Annotated in this window: 9 protein-coding genes; 3 read left to right on the top strand and 6 right to left on the bottom strand. The window is 59.3% G+C overall.

Annotated elements, in window-relative coordinates; genetic code table 11:
- Positions 1 to 42: 42 nt before the first annotated feature.
- Positions 43 to 1,071, bottom strand: a complete 1,029-nt coding sequence (locus J7U39_RS19785) for a glucokinase (RefSeq protein WP_247241770.1) — start codon at positions 1,069 to 1,071, stop codon at positions 43 to 45.
- A 66-nt stretch (positions 1,072 to 1,137) separates the two neighbouring features.
- Between J7U39_RS19785 and ppsA the strand changes: the two genes are divergently transcribed.
- Positions 1,138 to 3,540 (top strand): phosphoenolpyruvate synthase, encoded by a 2,403-nt coding sequence (ppsA, locus tag J7U39_RS19780; RefSeq protein WP_210631963.1) that lies wholly within the window; start codon positions 1,138 to 1,140, stop codon positions 3,538 to 3,540.
- A 124-nt stretch (positions 3,541 to 3,664) separates the two neighbouring features.
- Here the strand turns inward: ppsA and J7U39_RS19775 are convergent, their stop codons facing one another.
- Both J7U39_RS19775 and J7U39_RS19770 read right to left on the bottom strand, forming a co-directional pair.
- Complete coding sequence (locus J7U39_RS19775) at positions 3,665 to 4,312, bottom strand: phosphoribosyltransferase family protein (protein WP_210631962.1); 648 nt, start codon at positions 4,310 to 4,312, stop codon at positions 3,665 to 3,667.
- A gap of 105 nt (positions 4,313 to 4,417) precedes the next feature.
- Positions 4,418 to 5,254, bottom strand: a complete 837-nt coding sequence (locus J7U39_RS19770; protein ID WP_210631961.1) for a universal stress protein — start codon at positions 5,252 to 5,254, stop codon at positions 4,418 to 4,420.
- Positions 5,255 to 6,031: 777 nt separating this feature from the next.
- On the opposite strand from J7U39_RS19770, the gene J7U39_RS19765 reads away from it, so the two are divergent.
- Positions 6,032 to 6,907, top strand: a complete 876-nt coding sequence (locus J7U39_RS19765; protein ID WP_210631960.1) for a bile acid:sodium symporter — start codon at positions 6,032 to 6,034, stop codon at positions 6,905 to 6,907.
- On the opposite strand, the gene J7U39_RS19760 is transcribed toward J7U39_RS19765, so the two are convergent.
- Positions 6,894 to 8,189: a DUF2254 domain-containing protein gene (locus J7U39_RS19760; protein ID WP_210631959.1), complete on the bottom strand. Its 1,296-nt coding sequence runs from the start codon at positions 8,187 to 8,189 to the stop codon at positions 6,894 to 6,896. The genes J7U39_RS19765 and J7U39_RS19760 overlap by 14 nt on opposite strands.
- Before the next feature lie 492 nt (positions 8,190 to 8,681).
- On the opposite strand from J7U39_RS19760, the gene J7U39_RS19755 reads away from it, so the two are divergent.
- Complete coding sequence (locus J7U39_RS19755) at positions 8,682 to 9,224, top strand: host attachment family protein (protein WP_247241769.1); 543 nt, start codon at positions 8,682 to 8,684, stop codon at positions 9,222 to 9,224.
- 188 nt (positions 9,225 to 9,412) lie between these two features.
- On the opposite strand, the gene J7U39_RS19750 is transcribed toward J7U39_RS19755, so the two are convergent.
- Positions 9,413 to 9,931, bottom strand: a complete 519-nt coding sequence (locus J7U39_RS19750; RefSeq protein WP_210631958.1) for an Hsp20/alpha crystallin family protein — start codon at positions 9,929 to 9,931, stop codon at positions 9,413 to 9,415.
- Between the two features lie 183 nt (positions 9,932 to 10,114).
- A complete protein-coding gene (gene mgtA / locus J7U39_RS19745) occupies positions 10,115 to 12,721 on the bottom strand; it encodes a magnesium-translocating P-type ATPase (RefSeq protein WP_210631957.1) in 2,607 nt (868 codons plus the stop codon).
- Positions 12,722 to 12,757 lie beyond the last annotated feature (36 nt).

Raw genomic sequence — 12,757 nt, 5'->3', positions numbered from 1 at the left:
GTCGACGCCGGCTGGACTTTGCGTGAGATCCTTTCGTGGCAATCAGGAAAGCGCCAGGGCGGCGCCGCGCAGGGCAACGTTCGAAGCGGTCACGATGTGGACCGGCACAGTCGACGCGAAGCCTGCTGGGCCGCCTGCAGCCATGAACGAGGCGGCGAATGTTCCCTCCGTCAGAACGTTCCGCAGATCGTTCGGCAGGCTGCCGGCCAGATAAAGTCCTCCCTCTGCGCCGTAAGCAGCAGCCAGGTCGCCGGCCAAGCGCCCGAGCCAAGTGGCAAAACGTTGGAGCGTTTCCCTCGCATGGGGGTCCGGCTCTTCGAGCGACGCGGCTTCGATGATCTCCGATACGCCCCAAGCTGATGCACTGAGACCGGCATGCTGCCGCAGCGCATCGTAAACACCGGCAAGCCCGGTTGAAGTCAGAACATTCCTTAGCACCATTCTGCCCGGTCCGCGTCGTATGCTATTGAGGACGAGGAGCTCATCCCCGTCTTCGGCACCGAACGAAATGTCGCCGGCTCGGCCCAATACGGCTTTCCAACCCGGGCCAACCGGAACGGCGGCAGCGACCTCCACGTCCCTTTCCACCAGCAGGATGGCTTTCGGTCCGACCCGCGGGGGCATTGCTTCGCCGATCCGCAGAAGGTCGTGCTGCGTCAGCAGCGGCACGGATCGACAGACTGCTTCGATGTCGCGCATAAGGCTGACTGTGGGAATGGAAAACGCGTCGTGCAGCTGTTTGGCGGTAAAACTCCAGGGATGATGAAGGAGGCGAGCCTGGCCTCCGGCGACATCGCCGGCCACGGCGAGGCTCATCCTCGCCGGCCGGTCCTGCAGCGACGTGAGATAAGCATCGATCGCCAGTTCGATCGAGTCGAATTCGGCGGTTCGAAAGTTGACATAGTGGTCCATCGCCAGTTCATCGATATCGGCCACCGCAAAGCGCAAGTGGGTCGGGCCGATCTCCCCGACAACGGCGTGACGATCTGAAAGGGTCGGCATATTGGGTCTCCACATTCTTAAACTTTTCCCAGTCTGCGCCAGCTGCTGCGCCCTGGCCTTGATTTTCATCAAGGTCGAAGGAGGCGAGCCCGTCTACTCTCGGCGCAGTTCAAGGGGGCAGGCCGGGAGCGTGTCATGGGCGGCAGGATGGAACAGGTGATCTGGTTTGAGCATCTCCGGCGCGGCGACATCGCCCGAGTGGGCGGCAAAAATGCCTCGCTGGGGGAAATGATCCAGGATCTCGCGCCGAAAGGAATTGCCGTACCCGCGGGTTTCGCCACCACCGCCGATGCCTACTGGCATTATGTCGACGCCAATGGTATTCGGGGCGAGATCGCCGCACGCATCGCCGACTGGCAGCAGGGCAAAGCGAGCTTGGCTGAAACCGGTTCGGCCATACGCAAGCTTTTCCTGCGCGGCGACTGGCCAGAGGACCTGGCGAACACCATCCGAACCGCTTACGCAGAGCTTTCGAAGCGCATCGGAAGCGAAGATGTCGCCGTTGCTGTTCGCTCCAGCGCCACGGCCGAAGATCTGCCGGATGCGAGCTTTGCCGGGCAGCAGGAAAGTTTCTTGAATATTCGCGGTGAGCGTTCGCTTCTCGATGCCTGCCGGCGCTGCTACGCTTCCCTATTCACCGACAGGGCGATCTCCTATCGCCAGACGAAGGACTTTGAGCATCTGAAAGTCGCACTCTCGATCGGCATCCAGCAGATGGTCCGGTCGGATCTCGGCGGCTCCGGCGTCATGTTCTCCATCGACACGGAAACCGGCTTCGACAAAATCGTGCTGATCAATGCCGCCTGGGGGCTCGGTGAGAATGTCGTCCAGGGCGCCGTCGACCCGGATGAATACCAAGTGTTCAAGCCGTTTCTTGCAAAGGGCTCTCTCCGCCCCATCATCGCCCGCAAGTGCGGCGCAAAGGCAAAGAAGATGATCTATGGATCGGCCGAAGAGCCTACCCTCAACGTTCCGACCTCGAAAGCCGAACGGGCAAGCTATGTGCTTGACGATGAAGCGGTGCTCAAGCTCGCCCGCTGGGCGTCGCTCATCGAGCAGCACTACGGCTGTCCGATGGACATGGAATGGGCCCGTAACGGCGAGGCCGGAGAACTCTTCATCGTGCAGGCGCGGCCGGAAACAGTTCAGTCGAGGCACAGGACAGGGGTCTTCAGGAGCTACAGCATCAAACAGAAAGGCAGGAAGCTTGTCGAAGGTCTGGCGATCGGTGACGCCATCGTCTCGGGCCGAGTCTGCCTCATTGAAACGGCCAAGGATATCGATCAATTCATCGACGGTTCGGTATTGGTAACTGCGACGACCGACCCGGACTGGATGCCGATCATGAAACGGGCGGCGGCGATCGTTACCGATCACGGGGGCCGCACTTCTCATGCCGCAATTGTCAGCCGCGAGCTTGGCCTGCCGGCGGTGGTGGGGACCGGCAACGCGACGCTGCTGCTGCATACGGGCGAGGAGGTGACTGTGTCCTGCGCGGAGGGGGACGAAGGGTTCGTCTATGACGGGGCTGCCGAATACGAGTCCGAAACGTTCGATGCCCACGACCTGTCGGCGACGCAGACCGAAGTGATGCTGAATCTTGCAAATCCGGGTACGGCCTTCCGCTGGTGGCGGCTGCCCGCTGATGGCGTCGGCCTTGCCCGGATGGAGTTCGTCATCAGCAACGCCATCCGCATCCATCCGATGGCGCTTGTCCACTTCGACAGCCTGAAGGACGAGGCTGCCCGGAACGAGATCGCGGCGCTGACGCAGGGTTATGACGACAAGTCGGAATATTTCGTCGACAATCTCGCGCGTGGCCTTGCCCGTATCGCCGCTGTGGTCCACCCCAATCCCGCCATCGTCCGGCTGAGCGATTTCAAGACGAATGAATATGCCGGGCTTCTGGGCGGGGCTGAGTTCGAGCCCAAGGAAGAAAATCCGATGCTCGGCTTCCGCGGTGCCTCCCGCTACTATTCACCTCGCTACCGTGAGGGTTTTGCGCTGGAATGCCGCGCCATTCGCAAGCTGCGCAACGAGATGGGTTTTGCCAATGTCGTCGTCATGGTTCCCTTCTGCCGGTCGGTCGAAGAAGCTGAGAAGGTGCTGCAGGTCATGGCGGAAAGCGGCTTGAAGCGCGGCGAGGACGGACTGAAGATCTATGTCATGTGCGAGATACCCTCAAACGTCATTCTTGCTAAGGATTTCGCCCGCTATTTCGATGGCTTCTCCATCGGCTCAAACGATCTCACGCAACTGACGCTCGGCGTCGATCGAGACGCGGGCGATCTCGCCGATCTATTTGACGAGCAGGATCCGGCGGTAAAGTGGATGATTTCGAGAGTGATCACCGAAGCCAGAAAGGCCGGCGTCAAGATCGGCATTTGCGGCCAGGCGCCGAGCGACTACCCCGACTTTGCCGCCTACCTCGTCGAATGCGGGATCGACAGCATTTCCGTCACGCCGGACAGCTTCGTGGCTGTAAAACAGAAAGTGGCGGAGGCTGAGCGGTGCAGGGAGCAGACCGTTCGGGGGTGATTGCAGACGAGACCGGAATGAAGCCCCTGCGTCTATATCTTGCTGTGCCGTGCCTCTCGAGCGCGATTATTCGGCGGGGAGCGCCGCGCGCCATACAGATAAGACGCTGGATTAACCGACGCAATCAGTGTGCCGCCGGTGCAAGCTGCTTGAAGCAGCGGATGACATCTTCGTCTGACAGCTGAGGAAAGTGGAAGTAGAAATCACCGACCGCGCGGAAGGACAGCCCGGCCTCAAGGCAAACCACCTCTTCGACCTCGTCCTCGAGATCGGCGACCACCTTTGCCGGCGCAACGGGAACGGCAATGATGATGCGTTCGACCCCGCATTGTCTGATTGCCATCGCCGCTGCCTTCATCGTGGCACCGGTAGCGATGCCGTCGTCCGCCAGGATGACGGTCCTGCCTTCGATGTCGATATCGGGCAAAATGCCCTTGAACACGGATCTGCGGCGCGCGATTTCTTTCAACTCCATATCCGTGGCGGATTGAAAGACGGCGTCCGAGATGTCGGTTTGGCGTATGATGTCGTCGTTCTTGAAGATACAGGGATGCGGTCCGTCGACGACCGCGCCCATAGCAACTTCAGACATTGCGGGCACTCCAATTTTCCTCACGAACACCATCGTCATTGGCGCGTCCAGAGCGCTGGCGATCTCGTAAGCAATTGGAATGCCTCCGCGCGGAAGGCCTACGACGACGACGTCTCGCCCACGATACCGGAGCAGGGCTGCAGCAAGTGCCCGACCAGCATCCTTTCTATCCTTGAACATCGTAAATCTCCTTTCGGCGCGCTTCTGAGCGCACATCGTTCTTTGGATCAATGGCCTCGGCCTACAGTGCGACTTGTTCCTGCAATACTGATCCCGATGCCTGCGCTAGTGACCGAGGAAAAGCGGCCGACTGCACGTCTCAATCATCGATCGCGTCACGCCGCCGAAAATGCGTTCGCGCAATCGGGAGTGGCTATATGCGCCCATGACAATCAGATCGGCCCCCATTTCCGCGGCGCGTTGCTTGAGGATGTCCTGGACGGGCCTTCCTCTGCTCATGACGGTTTCCGCCGTGACAGGCACGCCTTGTCGTGCAAGATAGGCAGCGATATCGGCACCCGGATCTTCGCCGCCGGGCGATGCCTTTGCCAAAGGATCGACCAGAACAAGACGCACTTCGCCGGCGCGCTGGAGAATTGGAAGGGCCTGCTGAACCGCGCGGGCCGCTTCTCTCCGGGAGTTCCAGGCGATCAGAACGGTGCGAGGGGTGAACTCGGCGGGCTGATCCGTCGGGTTCAAAAGCAGAGGGGCGGGCGCCTGAAACAAGGCTCCGCCGATGATCCGCGGGCAGAGATCGCGATCGCGGGCAGCCCGCCGGCCGACAAGAGTCAGATCGACATACAGCGCTCTTTCGGCGATCGCCTCGTCCGCCCAGGCGCCCTCCGTGTAGAGGTCCTGAACATCAAACGAAAGCCCCGAAGAGGCAAGCTGCTCTTCCACATGCCTCGTCTGCTCCGCAAGCTTCGCGATGTCGCCTCCGCGTTCCTCCAGCCAGACGGCTGAAATCTCCTCGGCAGATGCGCCAAAGGGCGGTGGCGCTGCCATGGCCGCCACTACAACCGACAAGTGCGCGCCAATCGTCTGACCACTGACGATGGCGTCCTTGATGTCGTCTTGAAAGTCGTTGACGCCAAGCACGACCAGTATCGTTTTGTAAAGCAATCTTATGCCTCCTTCTTTGGGCTGCACGCCGCAAGTCTAGTCCGCCTGCTTGCGGGCGCTTTGACTCACGTCAAGACGTGGAAGCCTTCATCCATGATCCGCCCCCTGCGAGGCAGAAGCAGGCCCGTCACCTGCGGGGCTTTCACAATGGAGATGAATGCTGATCACATTTTGACCCGCATCAATGAGAAACGGCGTTAAGAGATGTCTTCTTGAAGCGCTCCAGCCGAGATGATGGTCGCTACCGCGTTTGGTCGGACGAAAGCGACTACGACATCCCTGGCGTTGATCGCACCCCATGAAAGAAAGGGGGATGAAATGAGCCAAGTTGTCTCGCGGACGGCAGAGGCATTGCTAGCCGGCGCAGGGTGCCCGGATGTCCTTCGCGGTGGTGTGGACTTTCGCCTTGAGCGAACGAGCAATGATGACTGGCAGATAACGGCCGTGTCACCCCGCGCCCACGCCTGGATGCGTGACGAATTATGCGGCCCCTTCGCTCAATGCTTCAATGACGTCGTCCGAGCAGATGCTCTCAGCGCGAACTCTTTCGTGAAAGAGGCGCACGAAAGGGGATTGCGAACTGAATTCATTGGCCGCAGCGGCAAGGATCTATTTTAGCCTTTGGGGCACTAAACCGGCCGCTTAGGCAATCATTTGAAAGATCCTAGGACCGCCACCGCACGCCAGGATTTGCCACCTCGGCGAGAGCACCGACGGCGCATAGCCACAGGGCAACAGACCGAGAGAGCGGAGCTCTCCGGCGGAGAGGAGAAGAACATGATATCGGAGTTACTTAGATACACCTTACAGGTCGCGCTGATCTCGTTCATGCTTGGCAGCCTGGCAGATGTCGGCCTTAAACTTGATGTCAGGGATGCCTCGACTGCACTGCATGACAAGGAATTCGTCGTCCCCAGCGTATTGTCAGGCTTCGTTCTGGGGCCAATCCTTGCCATTGTCATCGCAAGATTGCTCGCCTTGCCGGAACCTTACGCCATCGGTTTGCTGCTGCTGGGCTTGGCGCCGTGTGCGCCATTCATGCCAATGCTGTCTGACGTTGCGAAAGGAGACCCCGCCTATACGGCGGCGTTCATCCTGATTGCTGCTCTTGGTACAATCCTCTTGATGCCGATCGCACTTCCCGTTGTTGCCCCAGGCCTCCACGCGGGTGTAGGTGTGATCGCACGGCCGCTCCTGCTTCTCATTCTCGCACCTTTCGGCATTGGAATAGCAGTGCGTCAACTGTCGAACAGGTGGGCGGATAGGTGCGACCCGATTATTAGGAAACTGGTCGCCTTCAGCACTATCGTATTGCTTTCCGTCGCGTTCCTGCAGAATTGGGACCACATTCTCAGCGCCATAGGAACCTGGGCGATAGCAGCACAGTTTATCTACTACTGCGCGTTGGCTCTGGGCTCCTACGCCGTTTCGTTCAGGCTTCCTCGCGAGAAGCGAGGCGTAGTCACACTTGGGGTCTGTACCAGGAACGTCGGGGCGGCACTCGCCCCATTGTCAGCAGTTGCCAATGCCGATCCGCGATCCAGCACGATGTGCATCCTGGCAGCCTTCATCACTCTGGCGGTCGGATTTGCCGTAGCGAAAATATTGGCTCGACTGGCGCCGAGGCCCGATTTGGCGATCAATACTGGCTAACTCCGCTTGTCCGCTCGGCAGCCCCTCCGAGTCCCTGCGAGTCTGGTGTGCGTGCCAGCGCCAAATCTTCAGGAAAGACGTATGTCCTCTCGAGCATCCGGTCGATGAGGTCCAGTTCAGCGAGCAGCGCCGGGCGCCGGTCCTGAGGCAAAATTTGCAGGGCATATTCGATCAGGGCTCGCAGACGGCGGGCGATCTGAAAGTTTTCCGCGCCGTATAAGCGTATCTCGCTGAAGGTCAGCTGCACGAAATCCTCCCAATTCGGCGTCCTGCAGATAAACCGCAGTTTGCCGGATTTTCCGCGGATCTCATCGCCGAGAAGATGCCTTCCTCCCACGAAGCAAAGAAGGCGTTGAAGCTGATCGATCGCGAGAACGGCCGTTGTGGGATCGTTGATGGCCTTTGATAGAGCTTTGATTCCGATATCGACGATGATCCTGAAGGCAAATGTCGCATCCTGTTCGAGCGTGCGTTCCGGCCCGAAAGCGACCAAGGCTGTCACTACGCTATCCGGGGGCAGACCCTCGCCGTACAGGCGGAAAAGAATTTCGCCCGCACCAACGAAATCGCCGACTTTTGGCACCAGCTCGATGATCGAGTCCGTCCTCTCGGCCAGCGCGACGAGCGCCGTCATATTGACCGCGACCACGACCGCGGAATTGGCCCGATGGTAAACAATTCTATCGGGCGAACTCGTGAACGAGGTCACTCCACGATGGGAGCAGTCACTTTCGGCAGGTGCGGGATAGACTTCCTCAATGACGGCATGACCGCTTTCGCCGACTCTCAAGATGATGCTGACAGGACGCAGCAGGCGGGCCGCGTAGTCTATCAGATACAGGAAGGCCGCAATGGAAAGAAAGCCAAGCAGTCCCGCGATCGCAGAGACACCATGAGGAACGGTCGCATCGAGTCTGGAAAGGGCGCCGGTTGCAAACAGTAATGTAAAAATGAAAAGGCCCACGGTGAATCGGATGGCATTGTCGCGCAAAAGAGTCGTCGCGATGATCCGGGGCGTCAACTGGCCGCCGGCAACTTGAATTGCCACCAGCAGCGATCCGAACGTGAACACCACGAACGTCAAAGTCATTGTAATGATTGTCTCAAGCATCCTTTGCGTGCCCGCCACTTCCCAAGGCCAGAAGTCGATCCAAGGGGTCCAGTTTTCAAAAGCATAGACCAATCGGATGGCGGCGACGTAAAGGAGCAGGGCCACGAAGGGAACGATCCACAAAGAGGATCTGATGTAACTCCTGAAGCTATACCAGCGGTTCCAACGCATCGACTTATCTCACTCCTGAAAATTCTGAGGGCGAAATTTTGCCTTTCAACCATGGTTTATCGCCCGGAAAGATCATTGATGCCGATCAAGACACGGCGTCTATTTTGATCTCGCTTAATGTCCGGCCTGCGGAATGTGCGTAGATTTCGGACGATCCCGTCGCACCTCCAATTGCGAGGGCATACGAGGAAGGGATCACAACAGCAGCGAGCGGAACAAGCTGGCAGGTGGGAAGCCAAGACAATGTACAAGAAAGGGAAATACATCTGCGTCCCCCGCGCCCTTCGGTCTCTACAGCTGGTCGAAGCGAGCAGCGGTTCACCGGGGAGGCGGGTGTGACATCGGTTTTTCTGACGCGGAACGAAGCCCGCGGAAGCGCCGCCCGCGCGGCGCGCTCGGCTCACTCTGCCGCCGCTTTCCAGCATGCCTGCAAGACATCCGGCAGACGCGCTCAGCGCAGGTTCCGTTGTGTCGTAAGCGCATGAAGAAGTCTTGATCGAACCGCCGAGGCCTTCTCCGGGCATTGACGCCGATCAAATCGCCAATCCAGCACCCGAGTATGATGAACCGCGCGAAAGAAAGGATATCGCGATGAATCAGAATATCATCTCATACAACGCGCGAGTGCTCGTCATGGACGCGAGAAAAGCCCTGCTTCTGCGCAATGTTGGGACAGCGTCCGACCTATCTCTCGAAGTCGAGCAGGTATTCGAGGCGCCGCACAATGCACCGACCCGTCAACAGGGAACAGATCGTCCCGGCCGGACCGCGAGCGGCAGCCATCGCAGCAGCCTCGGACAGACTGATTTCCATCAGCTTGAAGAAGAGCGGTTCTCTTCCATGGTCGCGGAAAAGTTGGAAATGATCTGCGCCGGCGACAACATTCAGAAGCTTTTTCTCGTGGCTCCCCCGAAGGCCCTTGCCGACTTGCGGCGTGTCATTTCGGAGGGTGTGAGGAAGCGGATCGTGGCCGAATACGACAAGGACCTCGTCAACCTTCCGGTCGACGAAATCGAAAAACATCTGACGTCGTGAACAACGAATTTATCATGGATGGCACGGCAGCGGCCAGGTCGACTCTCCGGTAGCTGATGACTGGCCGGGCAACGGCATCGGCAAAAGCACGGTGGGACGATGTGCATGGCGTTCGGCGATTTCTGTTGCCTCATCGCCAACGAAAACGGGCGCGCGTCGCGACGCGCGCCCGTCCGACACGAATCCGATCAAGCGACTTTTATCTCCACCTTCCGCTCGTTTTTTTTGGCATCGGCGCTCTTTGGAAGTCTCACCTTCAGGACGCCCTTGTTGAAGGTGGCCTCCACCTTGTTGGCGTCTACCCCATCTGGGATCTGGAAGGTGCGCTGGAAGGAGCCGTAGCGACGCTCGGACACATGGTATTCCTTCTGCTTATCCTCCTTCTCCTCCTGCTTTTCGCCACGGATTGTCAGGTAGCTGTTGGACAGCGTGACTTCGATGTTCTTTTCATCGAGGCCGGGCATTTCGGCGGTGATCTCGAAGGCGTCGTCCTTTTCGATCACATCGACAGCCGGGGCTGCCCATCCATTCAGCGACGGAAAGCCGCGCGCGAAAATGGATCGGTCAGAGGAACGCCAAGGCGAGGGCACGAAGCCATCGAACAGACGGTCGATCTCGGAGCGCAGCGCTTCGAAGGGGGACCAGATTCCCGCCGACTGGACCGGCTTATCTTCGTTCTTAACAGCAAGTTTGGTTGCATCTGCCATGATTTTTCTCCTGTCTTCCAAGAAGGAGGCCGCATCGAAGCGCCAAGTGGAATTCGATGCAGCCGACGTCAGCTCGTCATTGAGCATCTCCATTTCAAATCTTTAGGAGCAAGTCAGCATTGACGCGGATCAAGCTTCGTGCGCGGCGGACCTCATACGTGTTCGGCGCAACTCCCTGACGCCTCAGGCGCGTTCTGGCCGGAGACGCCGTGGAGATCTTCGACGTTTCCGGCCTGCGGTGCGGCGTCGTTGGTCCTCGCGTCGGAAGAACCAGTGTTTGGCCAGCTCCGACGACAAAAGATACATCACGCTGATGGAGACGATCCCAAGTATGGTGGGAAGCGGCAAGGGGAGGAAGCCGAACCAGCGCGCGACCGGCAGGAAGGGCAGCGCAAAGGTCACCGAGATGATCACAGCAGACAGAGCGGTGAGCAGGCGCGACGGCCAGCTCTGCCAGAACCTCTTGCGTGTACGGATAATGAAGACGATCAGCAATTCCGTCAGCAGCGATTCAACGAACCACGCCGTCTGGAAATGCCGCTCGCCGGCCCCCACCAGGAAAATCAAAAAGCCGAAGGTCAGGAGATCGAAGAGCGAACTGACCAAGCCGAAGGTGACCATGAACCGTCGTACGGAGCCGATTTCCCAATGACGGGGCCGACGCCTGTCCTCCTCGTCGACATTATCGGTGGCAATCGCGAAGGAGGGGATATCAGAGAGAAAATTATTGAGCAGGACCTGCTGGGCGAGAAGGGGCAGGAAAGGGAGCGCGACGGAGGCCAGCGCCATGCTGATCATATTGCCGAAATTGGCGCTGGTGGTGATCGATATATATTTCATCGTGTTGGCGAAGGTGGTTCGCCCGTCATCAACGCCTTGTACCAGTACGCCGAGATCGCGTTTCAGAAGGACCATATCGGCGGCTTCGCGCGCCACGTCTACGGCGCTGTCGACAGAAATCCCAATATCGGCTTCATGTAGGGCGGGGGCGTCGTTGATCCCATCGCCGAGATAGCCGACGACGTGGCCGCGCGACCTGAGGGCCCTTACGATGCTTTCTTTCTGATTGGGATCAATCTCGGCAAAGAGATCGATATGCGCTGCTTTTGCCGCAAGTGCTTGCGAGGAGAGCTTCGATAGGTCCGCCCCCGTAAGAATCAGATCGGATGACAGCCCGATCGCGGCAGCGAGGTGGGCGGCGACATAGCGGTTGTCACCGGAAATGACCTTGACCATGATGCCGCGCCTCGCCAGTTCGGAGAGGCAGCGCTGGATCCCCTGCTTCGGCGGATCAAGAAAAAGAAGAAAGCCTTCGAAGCAAAGGCCGTTTTCGTCCGTGCGGGCGTAAGGACCGGGAGTCCTCAAGCGCCGTGTTGCAAGACCGAGAACGCGAAAGCCCTGTTGGCTCCAGCTTTGGAACTTGCCCTCGACCGCAGCTCGATTCTCCGGATCGAGGGGTGCCTCTTTTCCAGCGTCGCGGATGGTGCTGCAGATCCCCAGGACACCGTCGACCGCCCCTTTGCAGATCAGCACGGTGTGTCCTTCCGGAGACGTGACGATCACCGACAGTCGCTTTCGCACAAAATCGTAGGGAATTTCGTCCCGCTTGGCGAAGAACTGCTCGCGCGCATCAGTGCCCTCTGCGGCGAGGATCGCTTCGTCCAGGGGATTGGTGAGGCCGCTCTGGAGAGTGGCATTGAGACGGGCCAGCAGGAGCACGTCCTGCGATCGCTGTCCGCTCGCATCCAGGCAGCTCTCGAGACGGATGACACCTTCCGTCAATGTCCCGGTCTTGTCGGTGCAAAGAATATCCATGCTGCCGAGGTTCTCGATCGCTTCAAGCCTGCGAACGATGACGCCGTTGGCCGCCATTGCCCTGGCTCCCCGGGCAAGCGTCACACTAATGATGGCGGGCAGCAGCTCGGGCGTGAGGCCGACCGCAAGCGCAAGGGAAAAGAGGATGGAGTCAATCAGCGGGCGGCCGAGCAGCGCGTTTGCGAAGAAGACCAGAATAACCATGACGAACATGATCTCGGTCATCAACAGGCCGAACCGGCGGATACCCCGGGAAAACTCGGTCTCCGGAACCTGACGTTCCAGGCTCTCGGCGATCGAGGCGAATTCCGTGTGGATGCCGGTTTTGACGGTCAGGACGCAAGCCTTGCCGCTGCGCACGGATGTACCGGCGAAAACAACGTTACTGCGCCGGGAAAGAGGCGCACCGGCTTCCGCGATGCCCGGTATCTTCACAGCCGGGAAAGTTTCTCCCGTCAGTACTGCCTCACCGACATTGAGGTCGCGCGCTTCCAGGATGATACCATCGGCGGGGATCAGGCTGCCTGCGGAAAGATGCACGATGTCGCCTGGCACGACCTCTTCGACGCGAATAGTACTCTCGGCGCCATTGCGCAGGACCACCGTTTTCTGTGACAGGCGCCGCTTGAGCTTTTCCGTCGCCTGCGAAGCCCCATACTCCTGGAAGAAGCCGAGCAGGCAGCTGGCCAGCACGATGATGGAGATAATAAGCGTCTCATGCCCTTCGCCCACAAAAGCGGAGATTGCCGCGGCCGCGATGAGGATCAGGACAAGAGGACTGCGGAACTGCCGCACAAGAGCCGCGGTCGCCGAGTGGCTCCGGTCCTGGCCAAGCGAATTCGGACCGCTGTCCTTCAATCGCCGTGCAACCTCGGATGTGGAAAGGCCGTCCCGCGAACTGTGCAGCTCCGCCAAGACCGTCTCAGCGGATAAGGACCAGTAGGGCGGCCTCGCGTGATCGGAGATCGTGTCCATTCCAGATCCTTTTCAGCGATTGGCAACCGCGCCTGG

The sequence above is a fragment of the Rhizobium sp. NLR16a genome, from assembly GCF_017948245.1.
Classification (GTDB): Bacteria; Pseudomonadota; Alphaproteobacteria; order Rhizobiales; family Rhizobiaceae; genus Rhizobium.
This window is presented reverse-complemented; position numbering and strand designations above follow the sequence as displayed.